General features: G+C 43.9%; 17 protein-coding genes and 1 riboswitch. Of the genes, 13 read left to right on the top strand and 4 right to left on the bottom strand.

The window, feature by feature from the left end; genetic code table 11:
• Positions 1-5: 5 nt before the first annotated feature.
• Positions 6-527 (top strand): hypothetical protein, encoded by a 522-nt coding sequence (locus tag CEF13_RS27665; RefSeq protein ID WP_102715914.1) that lies wholly within the window; start codon positions 6-8, stop codon positions 525-527.
• Between the two features lie 19 nt (positions 528-546).
• Positions 547-1,140, top strand: a complete 594-nt coding sequence (locus CEF13_RS27660; RefSeq protein WP_166742926.1) for a TetR/AcrR family transcriptional regulator — start codon at positions 547-549, stop codon at positions 1,138-1,140.
• Between the two features lie 21 nt (positions 1,141-1,161).
• On the opposite strand, the gene CEF13_RS27655 is transcribed toward CEF13_RS27660, so the two are convergent.
• Together CEF13_RS27655 and CEF13_RS27650 are read right to left on the bottom strand one after the other, a co-directional pair.
• Positions 1,162-1,722, bottom strand: a complete 561-nt coding sequence (locus CEF13_RS27655) for a DUF1697 domain-containing protein (RefSeq protein WP_102715910.1) — start codon at positions 1,720-1,722, stop codon at positions 1,162-1,164.
• 43 nt (positions 1,723-1,765) lie between these two features.
• Complete coding sequence (locus CEF13_RS27650; protein ID WP_102715908.1) at positions 1,766-2,545, bottom strand: SDR family oxidoreductase; 780 nt, start codon at positions 2,543-2,545, stop codon at positions 1,766-1,768.
• Positions 2,546-2,731: 186 nt separating this feature from the next.
• Here CEF13_RS27650 and CEF13_RS27645 point away from each other — a divergent pair, with 186 nt between their 5' ends.
• From CEF13_RS27645 to CEF13_RS27595, 11 genes are all read left to right on the top strand, one after another.
• On the top strand, positions 2,732-3,091 hold the full coding sequence (locus CEF13_RS27645) for a nucleotide excision repair endonuclease (RefSeq protein WP_102715906.1): 360 nt from the start codon (positions 2,732-2,734) through the stop codon (positions 3,089-3,091).
• A 334-nt stretch (positions 3,092-3,425) separates the two neighbouring features.
• Positions 3,426-4,535, top strand: a complete 1,110-nt coding sequence (locus tag CEF13_RS27640; RefSeq protein WP_102715904.1) for an ABC transporter ATP-binding protein — start codon at positions 3,426-3,428, stop codon at positions 4,533-4,535.
• Positions 4,536-4,549: 14 nt separating this feature from the next.
• Positions 4,550-6,112: a glycine betaine ABC transporter substrate-binding protein gene (locus tag CEF13_RS27635; RefSeq protein WP_102715902.1), complete on the top strand. Its 1,563-nt coding sequence runs from the start codon at positions 4,550-4,552 to the stop codon at positions 6,110-6,112.
• A gap of 174 nt (positions 6,113-6,286) precedes the next feature.
• Complete coding sequence (gene rlmN / locus CEF13_RS27630; protein ID WP_102715900.1) at positions 6,287-7,342, top strand: dual-specificity RNA methyltransferase RlmN; 1,056 nt, start codon at positions 6,287-6,289, stop codon at positions 7,340-7,342.
• Between the two features lie 143 nt (positions 7,343-7,485).
• On the top strand, positions 7,486-8,922 hold the full coding sequence (locus tag CEF13_RS27625) for a phospholipase D family protein (protein WP_102715898.1): 1,437 nt from the start codon (positions 7,486-7,488) through the stop codon (positions 8,920-8,922).
• 64 nt (positions 8,923-8,986) lie between these two features.
• Positions 8,987-9,090, top strand: a riboswitch (purine riboswitch).
• A gap of 125 nt (positions 9,091-9,215) precedes the next feature.
• Positions 9,216-9,812 (top strand): xanthine phosphoribosyltransferase, encoded by a 597-nt coding sequence (locus tag CEF13_RS27620; protein ID WP_102715896.1) that lies wholly within the window; start codon positions 9,216-9,218, stop codon positions 9,810-9,812.
• A 119-nt stretch (positions 9,813-9,931) separates the two neighbouring features.
• Positions 9,932-10,411: a transcription elongation factor GreA gene (gene greA / locus CEF13_RS27615; protein WP_102715894.1), complete on the top strand. Its 480-nt coding sequence runs from the start codon at positions 9,932-9,934 to the stop codon at positions 10,409-10,411.
• A gap of 237 nt (positions 10,412-10,648) precedes the next feature.
• Positions 10,649-12,187 carry a bifunctional GNAT family N-acetyltransferase/carbon-nitrogen hydrolase family protein gene (locus tag CEF13_RS27610; protein WP_102715892.1) on the top strand — a complete coding sequence of 513 codons (1,539 nt, stop codon included), beginning with the start codon at positions 10,649-10,651 and terminating at the stop codon, positions 12,185-12,187.
• A 14-nt stretch (positions 12,188-12,201) separates the two neighbouring features.
• Complete coding sequence (locus CEF13_RS27605) at positions 12,202-13,068, top strand: carbon-nitrogen hydrolase family protein (RefSeq protein ID WP_102715890.1); 867 nt, start codon at positions 12,202-12,204, stop codon at positions 13,066-13,068.
• Between the two features lie 319 nt (positions 13,069-13,387).
• Positions 13,388-14,584, top strand: coding sequence for a ParM/StbA family protein (locus CEF13_RS27600; RefSeq protein WP_102715888.1), 1,197 nt, complete (start codon positions 13,388-13,390; stop codon positions 14,582-14,584).
• Positions 14,585-14,627: 43 nt separating this feature from the next.
• Positions 14,628-14,996, top strand: a complete 369-nt coding sequence (locus CEF13_RS27595; protein WP_102715886.1) for a hypothetical protein — start codon at positions 14,628-14,630, stop codon at positions 14,994-14,996.
• 475 nt (positions 14,997-15,471) lie between these two features.
• Here the strand turns inward: CEF13_RS27595 and CEF13_RS27590 are convergent, their stop codons facing one another.
• Entirely contained in the window at positions 15,472-16,653 is a 1,182-nt protein-coding gene (locus CEF13_RS27590) for an NAD(P)/FAD-dependent oxidoreductase (RefSeq protein ID WP_102715884.1), read from the bottom strand.
• 34 nt (positions 16,654-16,687) lie between these two features.
• Positions 16,688-17,128: a helical membrane plugin domain-containing protein gene (locus CEF13_RS27585; RefSeq protein ID WP_102715882.1), complete on the bottom strand. Its 441-nt coding sequence runs from the start codon at positions 17,126-17,128 to the stop codon at positions 16,688-16,690.
• Between the last annotated feature and the right edge of the window lie 166 nt (positions 17,129-17,294).

Genomic DNA, 17,294 nt, shown 5'->3' with positions numbered 1-17,294 from the left:
AAAAAATGAATACTATTTTTATAGCCATTCTAATTCTCATACTGCTCGTTAATCGGCAGTTGAAGCCAAGGCCAATAAAAGGGAATGTGTTCTTCCTGCCGCTGCTGCTTATCCTGTTCGCCTCTTATCAGGCTTACCAAGCCGGAGTTGAAGGAGGGGAAGGCATTTCGCTGCTGCTTGGTGCAGGGATGGGGCTGGGTGTAGGCTGGCTGCAAGGCCGCTTCACAGCTGTTTATCAAAAAAACGGAATATGGATGACGGTTGGTTCCATCTGGTCCATAGCCATCTGGCTGCTTTCAGTGCCAATTCGATTGATCATCAAATATGGTTTTGTAGAACTGATGCATATTAACGTTCATCTTACTGGTGAATATGCTTTTGCGCCGATCTTGCTATCATTAGGTGCTATTGTTCTGGGAAGGGCTTTGTATTTGATTTCCCGTTACCCGTTACCGCTTCGTGAAGCAGCAGGAACGACGCGTTATGAGCGTCGACGCGCTCGAAAGTCACGAATGCATATCGATTAATAGAGAAGGGGGCAGCAACTTGTCCGATACGACACGAATCAATGCCAGCTTTCAACTTATACTGGATACCGCAGAGAAGCTTATTCAGCAGAAGGGCTGCCGTCAAACAACGCTGCAGGATATTATTGAACACTCTGGTCTCTCGAAGGGAGCCATCTATCACTACGTCTCCGGCAAGGATGAGCTCTTTGGTTTGATTCTAGAATCGAAAGTCGAGCTTATGAATGATCAGTTTGTTAGCGTCGTTTCACAAGCTGCAGCGCGAGATGCGACAGGTCCCATTCGTTTTGCTACCCAAAGCATGTCCAATCAATCCGAGGACCAACAAGTATCTAACGCGATTTTTATTTATTTGCTGGGACAAATCGATAATCCGAAGGTTGCAGCTGTGCTGCAGAAGCTGTACCGCTATGCAGTTAAGACCGCGACGCAGTGGATTGAAACGGGCCAAACAGCAGGAGCCATCCCTCAGACGATTGATGCTGCTAAGATGGCTTCTATGTTTATGGTATTCACATACGGCTTGCGAGTACAAAATATGATAGAAGATTCAACAGAAGGCCGCGTAGAGATGGATGATATTTTCAAAATCGTGTTTCGCACGCTGCAATAGCGAGACCGGGTAGGAAAATAGTTAACCCTCCATTGCATTTGCCAGTGCGACGAGTTTATTAATCGTTTTCCAATTACGCACGGTTGCGGGTACACCCAGCTTATGAAGGTTATTCGACAGCTTGGAATTGCGAGTGCTATGACGGAATAGAAGATACACATCTCGGCCTTTGATCACATAGTCATCACTATCACTTCTATAAGGATCTAGACGGTCAATCCCTTCCTGCGCAGGCTCCTCGAGCAGCATAGAGACATATAGACTCTCAGCGTCAGAGGAGGCCTCCGCTTCGGTAATGGCTTCCTCTGAGAACGGGCAATTCGCGGCAATGGCCCTTAGCTCCTCAATCGTTCTTAATACAATGATAACCGGAAATCCGAAGACCGCCTCGATCTCATGTTCAATCTGCTTGCGCAGCGGCGCTTCCTCCGCATTGGATTGGAATAGAACATTGCCGCTTTGAATATAGGTTTGAACGGGACCAAGGCCCATCGCTTCAAACATGCGCTTCAATTCGGCCATTTTGATTATATTTTTCCCGCCTACATTAATCCCTCGCAGCAGCGCGATATAAATCGTCATTTATTTCCCTACTTTCTTTGGATATTGGTCTAGCAGCTGCCAGTTATTTTCCTAGAAATCCGCCTTCTGATTTGATGACTTGTCCTGTTATCCACTGTGATTCATCACTTGCTAAGAAGCTAATCGCTTTGGCTGCATCCTCCGGCAGTCCGATTCGTCCCATCGGGAACATAGGAAGAAATCCTGCTTTCATGTCATCATCCATCCAACCTGAATCGGTTGGTCCAGGATCGAATCCATTTACCGTAATGTGAAGCGAGGCCAAACCTACTGAGAGGGGCTCGATCAAGCTGATTAACGCACCCTTTGTTGCAATATACGCCAAATTATTCGGATCAGGCCCTTTGGATACCATAAATATAATTCTCCCGGCAGTCCCTTTGGCATGATGCTGTTCAAATCTCTTAGCAAATTCTGTACTGAGCAGAATGGTTCCACGATTGTTTACGTTATAATGTTGATCTAAGGTTTCCATATTCAAATCCCGGAAATTTGTAGGTACACAATACGCAGCATTATTAATCAGGATAGAAGCATGCCCTAATGATTTCTCTACTTGATCCATAATTAGGGAGGGCGTTTCCGGTAGAGCTAAATCGGCTTCCATATGGCTTGCCCTCACGCCTAGAGCTTCTAATTCCTTGCACAGCTGATCCGGCCAACCTTTCTCCCCGCCGTTGCCTTCTGTTTCATCAAATCTACTCCAATGCGTAAAAAAAATATGTGCTCCTAATCTTGCAAGCGAGCGGCATATCGCTGTTCCAATTCCAGTGGATCTGCTAGCTCCTGTAACAATAGCTATTTTATTTTTCAATGAGATCATAATAGTTCCTCCATTTAGACGGTTCATTGCAAAAGCAACTCTACCTCAACGATAACAAATGTTTACAGTAGAAAGCAAAGCTTTATTCAACTGAAACACATTAGTTATTGTTCTAGGCAAGATTGGTTTTACAATGTGGTTTGTGATAGTATTTACTACTATATAGAATGAGGAAGTGAGCTATAAATGATAAACATAACCATCCCTACACCGGACGTTACCATTACGAAACAAACGGCACCTCAGTTAAGCCATATTTACGGTTTTACTGACTTTCATCTGATTTCCAGAGAAAAGGGCGGCATTTTTATGTTTTACAACAAAAGCGGGGAGCTATTGTTCGTAGGCAAAGCAAGGAAGCTGCGTCCAAGAATCAAAAAACATTTCGAGGATACGGTATCTGTTATCAAAATGCACAGAGACGAAGTAACGAAAATTGAGGTTTGTATTGTCGAGGATCCGGTTGACCGTGATATTTACGAAACCTATATCATCAACAAATTCAAAGCGAAATACAATGTAGACAAAGTGTTTAGAGACTGGTAATAGGATGATTGATCAAAAAAAGGTTGTACAGGCTGGAAGAGCCTGTATGGCCTTTTTTTTTGCTGTGCAATTTTGCAGCGGTCTTATTCCTTGCTTCGGATGCTTCCTCATATATAACAGGCATTGACTTCCTGTTGATGGCGGCGTTACGGCTAAATAATAATCATATAAATGATCCTATATAGAACAGAGGTCTATCCCTTGCAGGAGCGAGGGATGGGCCTTTTTTTGTGCCTATTTTTTGCTTCTCTGAAAGTGTAGGAAAGGAATTATTGGGCAGAATAGAACGAGCTAAGCTCTGTACTGAACCTAATGGGAAAAATGAGGTGTTGGCTTGATTCAGTTCAAAAATGTAACGAAAAAATATAAAAACGGAAACCTGGTGTTAAAGGGGATTAATTTGGAAATCAAGGAAGGCGAATTAATTACCCTTATTGGACCGAGTGGCTGCGGCAAAACAACAACGATGAAAATGATCAATCGTTTAGTTGAGCCTACATCCGGTCAAATTTTAGTGGATGGGAAGGATATTTCCAAGATAGATCCTGTGGAGCTAAGGAGAAATATTGGATATGTCATTCAGCAGATTGGACTATTCCCACATATGAATATCAAAAATAATATTGCAGTGGTTCCTAAGCTGAAAAAAATGGAAAAATCCTCGTATGAGAAAAGAATTGAACAATTGATGGAGATGGTCGGATTACATCCTGAGCAATACAGTGAGCGTTACCCTTCCGAATTAAGCGGCGGACAGCAGCAGAGAATTGGAGTTATTCGCGCATTAGCAGCGGAGCCATCCATTATTTTAATGGACGAGCCGTTTAGTGCATTAGATCCGATCAGCCGTGATCAGCTTCAGGACGAATTGATTCGACTGCAGGTTGAGGTGAAGAAAACGATTGTATTTGTATCCCATGATATGGACGAAGCGTTAAAAATCGCTGACCGCATCGTTATAATGAAGGGCGGCGAAATCATTCAATCGGATACGCCAGATCGCATCATTAGGCGGCCTAAAAACGATTTTGTCCGCAATTTTATTGGTGAAAACCGAATGAATGAATCTGAAAACCTGATGGTCGAGGACGTCATGGTCGCGAACCCCGTTACGGTGTTCTTGACGAGAGGCTTAGCTCATGGGGCAAAGCTGATGAAGCAATATCGAGTGAATACGCTGCTTGTCACAGATCAGCATCGCATTCTGAAGGGAATCGTGACGAAAGAAATGCTGGAAGAGCAATACCGGAATGAGGATTTGACTTTGCAGGATATTATGAAAGCCGACATTGTTAGGGTTCAAATCGGCACGAGCGTAGTAGATACTGTGGAAATAATGAAGCAGCATGGTTTGAACAGCGTGGCCGTTGTGCAGGGTAATGGGCAATTAGCGGGACTTGTCACCAATTCAAGTTTAATTGACGCTCTACTTAAACAGATGTAATCCGGAGGTTAGCCATGAGTTTCTGGGATGTTATCAAGAACAGACAAGAGGATATAATCCAAGCCACATTAGAGCATATTCAAATCTCGTTTATCGCTTTAATCATAGCCATTGTCATCTCTATACCGACCGGGCTAATCCTTACGCGGTTTCCAAGATTGGCGTCCCCTATTATAGGGGTAGCTTCCTTATTTCAAACGATTCCAAGCTTGGCGCTATTAGGATTTATGATTCCTCTCGTAGGTATCGGAATGGTTCCGGCTATTGTTGCCTTAACCGTATATGCGCTGCTGCCGATTATGAGGAACACGTATACAGGTATTATGAATGTTGAGAAGTCGATAAAGGAAGCCGGCGTGGGAATGGGCATGACGAGCTGGCAGGTTATGACCAAGATTGAGCTGCCTCTGGCCTTGAATGTCATTATGGCCGGTATTCGTACCGCAACCGTTATGATTATCGGTGTAGCTACACTAGCCTCGCTTGTCGGAGCGGGAGGCCTGGGCGATTTAATATTCAGAGGAATTTCAACCGTTAATACAGAATTGATTCTAGCGGGTACGATCCCGGCAGCGCTGCTTGCTCTCTTATTTGATTTCATTCTCGAGAGAATGGAGAAGGCTGTAACGCCGAAAGGAGTCAAGAAAAGAGGCAAGGAAAGATCCAAAGTATTCAAAAGAATCGAGCTCACTTTAATAGCTGTACTCATAATAGGGCTGATTGTCGGGGTTGTTGCGATGCGAGGGGGCCAAGGCGGAGCAGATTCCATTGTAGTCGGAGGCAAAAACTACACTGAACAAGATATTTTGGTTCATATGCTGGCTTCCTTAATAGAGGACAAAACCGAATTGAAGGTGATCCGAAAGCCGTTTCTAGGCGGCTCGCAGGTGACCCATAATGCATTGGTTAGCGGAGATATTGATCTATTTCCGGAGTATACCGGTACGGGCTGGACCTCAGTGTTGAAGGAAAAGCCTATCGCAGGTGATCCTGAGGTAACCTATGAAAAGGTAAAGGCTGCGTATGAGGAAAAATTCCAAGTGACTTGGCTAAAGCCGTTTGGATTTAATAATACGTATACGCTCGCAATGAAAAGGGATCATGCGGAGAAATTAGGGATTGAAACCTTCTCGGACTTGGCCTTGAAATCCTCTAGTTTAGTGCTGGGAGCGACTCATGAATTTTTGGAGCGTCCGGATGGATATTTGGGACTGAAATCCGTATATGGAATGAACTTCAAGGAAGCGAAGGGGCTCGACGCCGGGTTGACATACAGCGCTGTGAAAGAAGGGACAACAGACGTCAATGATGCATTTGCTACGGATGGACGCATTCAAGCGTTTAATTTGAAGGTGATTATGGACGACAAAAAGTTTTTTCCTCCTTATTATGCGGCGCCCATTGTTCGTATGGATACACTCGAGAAGCATCCCGAGCTTCAGGAAGTTCTTAATTTATTAGCTGGAAAGATCGATGATGGAACCATGTCTGCACTGAATGGCAAAGTTGATCTGGACGGTAAGCAGGCCCGTGTGGTCGCAGAGGAATGGTTGAAGGAGCAGGGATTGATCAAGTAACACATAAGCTGATTTTCGAGGTCTATACTGGATTTATCCAGTATAGACACATATTTATGCCAATCTCGCCTTGCTTTAATAAATAAAATTTGGGACAATCATAAGCATATGGCTAGCTTCGGCTGCTTAAGCGGAATAGGAAGGCATTTCATAGCTTTGAAAAGAGGGTAACGCATGAATAAGGAATCCATTTATGGATTAACGTTTGATCAACTGACAGCATGGCTTCTTGAGCATGGTCATAGAAAGTTTAGAGCATCACAGGTTTGGGATTGGCTTTATAAGAAACGGGTATCGCATTTCTCTGAAATGATTGATGTGAACAGTGAGTGTATTCAATTGTTGGAAGAGCATTTCATCATTCATACCATGAGCGAACACCTGCGGCAGGAATCAGAGGATGGAACGATTAAGTTTTTGTTCACCTTAAAGGACGGCAATCTGATTGAAACGGTTTTAATGCGTCATAAATTCGGCTTGTCTGTTTGTGTGACTACCCAAGTGGGCTGTAATATTGGCTGCAGCTTTTGTGCGAGCGGTTTGTTAGCCAAGAGCCGTGATTTATCCAGCGGAGAAATCGTCGAGCAGATTATGAAGGTTCAGCATCATCTCGATAAAGCACAGCAGGATGAGAGAGTGAGCCACGTTGTTGTAATGGGAATTGGTGAACCATTCGACAACTATAATAATATGGTAGATTTCATACTCGTTATTAAAGATCAGAAGGGCTTAGATATTGCTGCGAGACATATTACCGTATCAACTAGCGGTCTTGCGGGCAAAATTTATGAGTTCGCGGATAGCGATCTGAAGGTCAATCTAGCGGTTTCTTTGCACGCGCCTAATAATGAGCTTCGGACGCGCATTATGAAAATTAATCGTGCGATTCCGATCGAAAAACTTATGCAAGCTATCGATTATTATTTGGAGAAAACGAATCGAAGAATTACGGTGGAGTATATTCTTCTTAAGGATGTAAACGATCAGAAGGAGCATGCTCTTGAGCTTGCTGAACTGATAAGCGATAGACGTCAGCTCGCTAATGTCAATTTAATTCCGTATAATCCAGTTGATGAGCATAGCCAATATCAAAGAAGCGATCGGGAGACGGTCCGGGCGTTCTATGACACGTTGAAGAAGCAAGGGATCAGCTGCAGTGTTCGTCTGGAACACGGAACAGATATTGATGCCGCTTGCGGTCAGCTCAGAAGCAAACAGCTTAAGGCCTAATTCAAATTACGTATCCATTTCGGTGGGTACGTTTTTTTTATTGGCTTTTGATAAAAGCTAGAGGATAAGCTTCCGTACTTGTTTCAATCTGTTCGAGTTAGCGGTAGTCATGTATAGACAAAATACGGGGAGAGAAACAAGCCATGAGATATAAAATCAGATACATACTGCTGGCTCTGCTCATTTTCGTCATTTTCTATAGTTGTGTTGCTGTGTATCACACCAAAAAACCGCTGCCGGATGGAATATCCATGGAAGGGCCCATTCATTATGTAACCGATAAGGATATTCGTTTTCTATCCGATTTGACTTACAAAGGCCAAGGGCAAGGTGAGCAGCTCATGGAACAGACGATTTTTGAACACGTGTTTCAAGCGATTAAGGAAGCCAAGCAATTTATTGTAATAGACATGTTTCTGTATAACGGCTTTTACAAGAAGGGCCAGTCCTTCCCACCGCTGAGCAGCACCTTAACAGAAGCGCTAATAGCTAAGAAGAGGGAGTATCCGGAGCTGTCAATTGTAGTCATAACAGATGACATTAACACATCGTACGGCTCACATCCTTCTCCCGATCTTGTACGATTGCGGGCATCGGGAATTGAAACGCTAGTCACTGATGTTGATCCCCTGCGGGATTCGAATCCACTCTACTCAGCCGGTTGGCGAATTTTCGCGAAGTGGTTCGGACAGTCCGGCAAAGGCTGGCTGACGAACCTGTTAGCAAATTCAGCACCGGATATGACGATGCGCTCCTATTTGAAGGCGCTGAATGCGAAAGCGAATCATCGGAAGGTTGTCGTGACGGATCAAACGATGCTCGTGTTCAGTGGCAATGCTCACGATGCCAGCTTTTATCATTCTAACAGTGGGTTTCAGGTAAACGGAAATATTATTCGCGACGCACTTGAGAGCGAGCAGGCGGCCATAGACTTATCGGAAGCTTTGACGCTGCCCGAGTATAGCCGAGCCGAACAAGAACGCGGAGACATCGAGGTACGTCTTCTGACAGAGGGCAAGATTATGAAGCATGTACTGAAGAATCTGTCCGATACGGAAGCGGGCGATACGATATGGATGGGGATGTTTTACTTGGCTGACCGCGAGGTTATTGCAAAGCTGCTGGAAGCATCAACCCGCGGCGTGCATATCCAGCTTATTCTTGATCCGAACGAGAATGCTTTCGGCAATAAGAAATTTGGGATACCCAATCGACCCGTTGCTTCTGAGCTGTTGAAGAAATCGGATAATCGTATTAACATTCGTTGGTATAATATAGGACAAGAGGAATATCATACGAAGCTGATGCTCATTCAACACAAAAAGCGTGCAATTATTCACAATGGTTCAACAAATTTTACGACTCGCAACCTGGATGATCTGAATCTAGAAACAAATCTATGGGTTAACGCGCCTGAAGAAAGCAAGGTCGCTAAGGATGTCCAGCAGTACTTTGATCGGCTATGGGGAAATAAAGATGCTGTATTTACACTTGGTTACGATGCCTATCGCGATAAGACCATATTTTTGAAGAGAATTTTATATAGGCTGCAAAGCTGGCTGGACTTCACGACCTTCTAGTTTTAAAGGTTGTAGTTATTAAATTTTCCTCTTGAAACCGCCCGGGAGAGCGTGTAGTATAAACAAAGTAAAACTTTATACGACTCGTATATGAATGGGAATATGGCCCATTCGTTTCTACCGGACGACCACATTAATCGACCGACTATGAGTGAAATCGCATATAGGTCATCTTTTCTTTTATTTGTGTTTTTTATGAAGGAAAAGACCAATAGGGCAGGCTTCACTTGAGTAAACGGACTCATGGGGTCTGTTCTTTTTTATCATTTTGCCAGAAGGAGTGATTAAATCAGATGAATGTACTTCAAGAACGTATACGCCAAGAGGGATTAATCCTCTCTGATACGGTGCTCAAGGTCGATTCCTTTCTCAATCATCAGGTGGATACCGAGCTCGCACTCCAAATTGGGCAAGAGTTTGCACGTTTATTTGCTAATCAGTCAATTACGAAGGTACTCACAATCGAAGCCAGCGGCATTCAATTTGCAATGGCAACGGGAATCGCACTGAAAGTTCCTTTTATTTATGCTAAGAAAAAGAAGGCCGTCACTCTATCAGAGAAGGTGTATAGCGCACCTGTTCATTCGTTCACGCGGCAGGAAACCTATCAGATCAGCGTTTCACAGAAATACTTAGGACCAAATGACAAAGTACTTATTGTAGATGATTTCTTGGCTACAGGCGCTGCTTTGGTTGGTTTAGTCGATATTGTGAAGGAAGCGGGAGCTGAACTGGTTGGCGTCGGCTGCGTGATTGAAAAAAGCTTCCAAGAGGGCCGCGGACTGCTTGAGAATAAAGGCGTGCAGGTTCATTCCTTAGCTCGAATTGCTTCGATGTCGCCAGGACAGGTTGATTTCATAGAAGACGAAAGCTTAATTCAACCCGTGTAGAAGGAATCGTTTCCGAGTTTTTAGCGGGAACGATTTTTTTTATTCCCATCTCTCTCTTTTCGCTTATTTTGCGGATATAGGGTAGAATAAAGCAAAGAAAGCAAATGGGAGTTGGGCAAATGGCAAACGATGAAGTGATTTTAACCAAAGAGGGCTTGGCGCAATTACAGGCTGAATTGGATGATTTGAAATATGTGAAGCGCAAGGAACTGGCTGCTCGTATCAAGTTAGCGATAAGCTACGGCGATTTGAAGGAAAACAGCGAATACCATTCCGCCAAAAATGATCAATCCTTTATGGAAACAAGAATTCTCATTCTGGATAAGATGCTGAAGAAAGCTCGTGTTATTGAAGAAGATAGTTTAGACTTATCGAAAGCGAGCATTGGTTTAACCGTCATCTTAAACGATATTGAATTTTCCGAGAAGATTGAATATAAGATCGTTGGAACCGAAGAGGCGGATGTAGCCGAGAACAAAATTTCCTATGAAAGCCCGCTGGGCAAAGAGCTTTTGGGCAAGGGAGTAGGCAGCATCATTAGTGTAAATGCCCCAATGGGCGTCATCAAATATGAGCTGCTTGAGATAAGAGCTAATTAAAAATTTCATTCGTAAGAAGCACAAACGAACTTGTTCATACAAGATCGTTTGTGCTTTTTTTTGTTTCATTAATGGAGTCTGCTGTTTAAGAATAGCGTAGGGAGGAGCGGCTTAGAACGGTCGCTCCAGATTGACGTATTATTTTCCCTGCATTACAAAACCTATACGTACGGTCTGCTCATTCCGGATTAAAGATCCGAACGAATATGGATAAAAAATAGAAAATGAGGAATTTATATGACATCGGATCAAATATCGCAATTTGAGAAAAAAATGATCATTCGGAATATTGTAGAGACGGATATTGAGAAAATCATTGAGCTTCAGCTCGTATGCTTTCCGAATATGGACCCGTGGAAAAAGAGTCAGATGCAGAGCCATATTCGCATCTTCCCTGAGGGCCAAATATGTGTCGAGCTGGATGGAGAAATTATTGGCTCCTGCTCAAGCTTAATCGTTAATTTCGATGATTATATGGATCAACATACCTATTCAGAAATTACGGATAAAGGGTTTATCCGCAATCATAATCCACGAGGCGAGAGCTTGTACGGCATGGAGGTTATGGTGCATCCCGAATATCGGAGAATGAAGATCGGCAGACGATTGTATGAAGCGAGGAAGCGTCTTGCCGAGCAATTGAATCTCAAAAGCATCATTGTAGGGGGACGCATTCCCGGCTACCACAACTATAGCGATAAGATGTCGCCGAGGGAGTATGCAGAAGAGGTGCTGCAGCAAAATATTTATGACCCGGTGCTTACCTTCCAAATGATGAATGGCTTTACGCTTAAGCGTATTATTACGAATTATTTGCCGGATGATGACGCTTCGATGCACTATGCAGCTTTGCTGGAATGGAACAATATCGACTATAAGCCGAGCAATAGTAAAACACATTATAAGCTGAGCTTCCCTATTCGTATTTGTGTTGTCCAATATATGATGAAGAAAATTGATTGCTTCGAGGAATTTGCTACGCAGTGCGAGCATTATGTCGATGTTGCTGCTGATTATAAGTCGGATTTCGTGGTTTTTCCCGAGAATGTAACCATGCAGCTGCTATCCTTCCTGGATGAGCGCTCGCCAAGCTCCGCCGTTCGTAAGCTTTCGACATTTACGACGCAGTATGTGGAGCTGTTTACAGAGCTGGCGGTTAAATATAATGTCAATATTATCGGAGGCTCTCATTTTATTGAACATAATAATCGGATCTATAACGTAGGGCATTTATTCCGGCGTGATGGAACGATAGAGCAGCAGTACAAGCTTCACATTTCGCCGAATGAACGGATATGGTGGGGGATTAACGGCGGCTCAAGATTGGAAGTATTTGATACCGACTGCGGCAAAATATCGATCCAGCTCAGCAGCGATATTGAATATCCGGAAATCTCACGTATTGTGGCGGAGGAAGGCGCTCAAATTATATTTGTGCCCTTCTGTGCGGAGGATCGGCAAACGTTCCTTCGAGTAAAGTATTGCGCTCAAGCCAGAGCGATAGAGAACCAAGTATATACCGTTACCTCAGGCACAGTGGGCAATCTCACACATGTCGACAATGTGGATATCCAATATGCGCAGTCTGGCGTATATACGCCAACGGGCTTCTCTTTCCCGCGTGACGGCATTGCGGAGGAATGCAGTGAAAATACGGAAACGGTCATAATGGCCGAGGTTGATATGGAAACGTTAATGCGGCATCGCAAGTCCAAAGAGGTATTAACATTCCGGGATCGTCGAACGGATATTTATTCGTTGCAAATTCGTTCGTAGCAAAGGAGCTAGCCATGAGGACGTTGAACATTGCTACGATGCAGTATGGACTGTCAGATGTCCAAACGGAGAACCAATTTTGGGATCGACTCAGCTTGATGATCAAAGATGCAGTCGATCGGGGCGCGAAGCTCCTTCTTTTCCCCGAATATTTGACCGCGCATTTGCTAAGCTTCAAGCCAGCAATGACTCATTATGCAGCTTGTCATTATTTAGACAGCTTTACGGATGCGTACAGGCATTTTTTTCAGCAAAGCAGCTGTGAATACGGCGTTGCTATTGTTGGCGGCACACATATTACCCAGGAAAAGGGCGGGTTTGTAAATAAAGCTTCGCTATTTTTTCCGGATGGGCGAATAGAAGAACAGAACAAGCTGCATTTGACGCCGGAAGAGCGTGACCGCTGGTCATTAATAGAAGGGGATAGGCTCAACATAGTGGATACGAAGTGGGGACGAATAGCGATTGCTGTTTGTTATGATATTGAGTTTCCAGAGCTTGCCCGAGTGGCAGCAGAGCGCGGAGCAACGATGATATTATGTCCATCTTATACGGATACCGTCTTCGGCTATCATCGTGTACGCCTTTGCAGTCAGGCTAGAGCGATTGAAAACCAGCTGTTTGTTGTATTAAGCGGCATAGTGGGATCGCTTCCCGAGAAACGCCCGCAGATCGATTATGGCTATTGTCAGGCAGGTGTGTTTACGCCATGCGACTTGCCGTTTACCGAAAAGGGTATTGCTGCGATCGGTGAAGAGAATCAGCATGGCATGGTCATGGCGAATATCGATTTCGCCCATCTGCAAGAAAATCGTCAGCACGGGGTAGTTGCGCCATTTTACGATCGTAGGCCTGATTTGTACGATAAGGCACCAGATTAATCTAAAACACTTCATATTCGACGAGTTAGTTTCAACTTTTGAAGTTATAACGTGCGAAAGTGGACAGTAGATAAAAATAATATCAGGATTTGAAATTAATTCGTTGAATCATATCGGCTGATCCGTATCCGGATCGGCTTTTTTCACTTTCAATGCAATTTCTGACAAATTTTTATGAGAAAAGATTAATTGGTCATAGGTCTTAAGCGCGTTGTAAGCTAATACTTTGTATGGCAAAGTATTACTACGGGAAGTTTGAATTGAAGTTAACCTTTTGAAGCGATTTATCCCTCAAACCTTTTATAGGAGGAAAGTGCAAATGGATTATCATTTCTTTGTAGGCAACGATAACGGAAACAGTGAGCATGATCTAATTATTGACGGTAAATTAATTCAACAGCCGAATGTTAATTGTACGGTGGACGAGCTTCCATGGAGTGAAGAGCAGACGCCGGAAAGCTTTATGAAAAACTTGCAGGATCAGTTAGTCGTAACGATCGATTCACCTGCGACAAGACCTGGCATGTATTATGTGGGCAAGTTCGCGCTGGAGAGCGGCGAGATTCTCGATAATTTGCAGATTGGTATCGATTTGAAGAGCGATATGGATCTGCCGGTCATTAATACACTCGCTCAGATCGCCGCTATGGCTGTTCAGAAGGCTTATGAGGAAGAGAAGAAAATACCAGACCACATCGACATAGAGGTGGATATGGCGACGGCTCTGCCCGTTACACAGCATACGGATGAAACATCCGCTAAATTCGAGAAACGCTTCACGACTGGTTCTCATCATGTGACCGTTCATCTTGGCATTAAGCGAGTGGCTGTGAAGATTGTATTTCCTTTCGCCAAAGTAGTACCGGAAGCGACACCTGTTATCTTCACCCTTCAGAAGGATGCTGAAGGCAGCTGGAGAGATGGCGAAATATTTGAAGATTTTCTACAGTCCTATGACATCGACAAGAAATTCAACGGCAGCTATTTCAAAGACAAACGAATTCTTCATGTCGATATTGGTGACGGTTCAACTGAATATCCAATCACGGAAGGCAATAAATTTTTGCGTCAATTCGTGCACGGCAGCCATCATGGAGCCGGTTATGCGATTGAAGAGGCGCTGGACGAATTTAACCGCCTTATCCATCTGCCTGACAGCCCAAGACAATTTTTCAGCGATGTCATAAAAAACCCGAAGCACAAATACCATGCGCGCGCGCTCAAAACGTTGAAAAGACCGCTTGAGAGCCAAGTTCGGCAAATTGTGCAGCATGTCAAAAAACAGCTTACTAAGGCGCGTAATGAAATTGATTTGATCTGCGTATATGGCGGCGGAAGCATTCTCATGCGTTCGGTTCTATACCCAGCGATAAAGGAATTATGTGCTGAACGGGAAATGCAGCTGCTGTATATTCCTGCGAATTATGCAGTGAAATTGAATGCCATGGGACTAGATGCTTTTGTACGGGGCAAGATTTATGAGGCGCTCAAGAACAAAGCGGTTCAGCCTGTTTAAGCAGATTTGGATGCAATTATAGCAATTTTGGTAGGTGACCTGTATGAAAAAAACAAAACAGCCTGGTGAAAATATTAGCTTAAAAACGAAGAAATCGGAAGACCCTCTTGTGATGCAGTGGCTGAATGCCCAAACGAACTTGATGGATTCACTTCGATATTTAATGGAAAAAGAGATTGTTCAGAATGGCGTGCGGAATTTGCAGGCCTATGTTCCTGCTGAAAGAAGCGTACTTCAAGGCTCTTCGACATGGTCTCAGGAAATCGATCGTCAGTCGTTTCCAACAGCAATTGAACAAACGGCTGCAGGTATAGAAACGGAAGAAAAAGTAAATTTCGAACCTGTGATTCCTGTTTCTGAGCCTGCTGCGGAAGAGGAAATTGATGATGATGATATCGAGGCTTGGAGTTAAAAAAAGGGAAAATATCGGTTTTGTATTACTTGGTAATATGGGGTAATACCTAGTGATACTCAGTGACATATTTACGGGTAATACTTGATATTATTTAGTGTTACTTGGTAGCATAACCTCGATAAACCCATATAAATAAAGGGATTGGCCGTTTCCGAGAAGAGATAAATCTTCTTAGGTAACGGCCAATTTTATGCGAATATAAGAGATAACGACCATTTTTGGCCATTTTGAATGTACTTCTCGAAATTGATTAGGCGATAATCCATAGTTATTTTGAACAGCGTGAAGAAGTATGTAGTGTTCAGGATGCCTACTTTTTCACTAATTACAGCGATCGAATCGTTGATGCTTATAAGTAATTTTTTGGCATCTTCTAGACGTATGTTTAGCCATTCAAAGAATGGTAAGCAGCGCAGAAATAAAAGAAGAAGGAGGGGCTGGCTGCCCCTCCTTCTTTGCTATATTTTCTATATTAGTATGCTAGTGCAAACATACCGTGGATATGTGAAAGGTAGCGAATGTTACTTGCTTCCTTCATAAGTGATGCAGGCAGGCCTTTCAGTTGTGTAGAATGGCCGCCGATTGTACCGACGCCGTCTTTGCGACCAAGGCTTCCCAGTGTACCGGAGAAAACTGGTGAGAAGTTAAGCATAGCGCCGCCTTTAATTTGAACCGCTAGGTTGTAGCCTACCGTTTCACCCATTTGCCAAGCAAGCTGAGCTGTTGGCGGGTAAGGACGTTCGCTGCCTTCTGGGAATACAACTGCGCAGTCGCCTGCTAGGAATACATCAGCATGCGAAGTCGATTGTAGTGTAGACGTAACCGTTGAACGGCCGCGATCTTCAGCAAGGCCGCTGCTTCCGACAACTGGATTTCCTTTTACGCCGCCAGTCCAAATAATTGTGCTGGATTCGATCGTCCGTCCATCTTTAAGCGATACGGAGTTTTTGGTAGCTTCTGTAATCGCTACGCTTGTAATGAAGTTAACGCCGCGTTTCTCAAGACTTGTTACAGCGCGATCAATAAGTACTTTAGGGAAGATTGGCAGAACGGCAGGGCCGGCTTCTACGCAATAGAGTGTAATATCATTGAAGTCGATGCCTTTGCTGCGACAAACCTCAGGAAGTTTATCTGCAAATTCACCAACAAGCTCAACGCCAGTCAAGCCGCCGCCGCCCACAACAATCGTTGCGTCTGCTTTGTTACCGGATTGTTTGTAAGCGTCCAGACGAGCCTCAACATGCGTACGAATGCGATTAGCATCAGCAACAGATTTGAGAACAAGGCTGTTTTCTTCAAGTCCAGGAATACCAAAGTAGTTCGTTTCGCTGCCAAGAGCAACAACTAGGGAATCATACTTTTGTACCTGTCCGCTGGCAAGAACGACTTGCTTTTCGTTAGGTTTAATTTCTTGTACAGTATCTACAATAATATTAACTTGTTTGTCGCTAAGCAGCTTGCTAAGAGGCAATGCAACAGCTTGCTCAGCAATCGTACCACCTGCAAGGCGGTGAAGCTCAGTAATAATTTGGTGCGTTGGGAAACGATTGACGATTGTAATATTCGCTTCTGCTGCAGATAGGTGCTTCCGTGCTGTTAGAGCAGTAAGAAGACCACCATAACCGCCACCGAGAATTAAAATTTGTTTCGACATGTTCATCCTCCATTCGATCTATAGGTATTTCTTATTATGCGTTTCCGTTTTTCCGTTCAGACAGAACGCTCAAGAATGCTTGTGCAAAGCGAAGCGTTTTTTGAACTTCCGGGTCTTTCAGCATTTTCAGCATAGCAAACAGGCCGACAGTAGAACCTGAAGCTTCTTGCGAACGCTCACCGGCTTCAATTGCAGCTGCTGCAATACCTTTTGCTTTGTCTTGAACTGGTTTGACGAATTCACCAATACCTTGAGCGAAATCGTTGATTAACACTTTGTCTGTAGCAATGTTTTGTGCGAAATCATAAGCCTTAGTCATAAGCGTAACCATCTCAGCAAGCCTAGGAAGGTTATCCACCAATACAGTAAGAGACTGTTGAACCTCCGGCTTCATTAACTGATCAAGTACATCTAACGACTGCTTTTCTTCGGCGAGGCTTGCTGCAACCTCTTGTCCAGTAGAAATTTGTGACATAAGAGAATGTCCTCCTTTACGTAAATTTGAGAGTAAGTTGTAGTCTCGATTCGTTCAGTCGCTAACGGAATGATAGCAAGCCCTTCAAAGATTGTTACACTTTTCACATAGTTTCCGAAACGTGTGTCTGTGCTGGCAATTCAGCCAAATCCTGATAAAGGCGCAG

The sequence above is a fragment of the Paenibacillus castaneae genome (assembly GCF_002884445.1).
Taxonomy (GTDB): domain Bacteria; phylum Bacillota; class Bacilli; order Paenibacillales; family Paenibacillaceae; genus Pristimantibacillus; species Pristimantibacillus castaneae.
The sequence above is the reverse complement of the archived record's forward strand: the minus strand, read 5'-3'. Positions and strand labels throughout refer to the sequence as shown.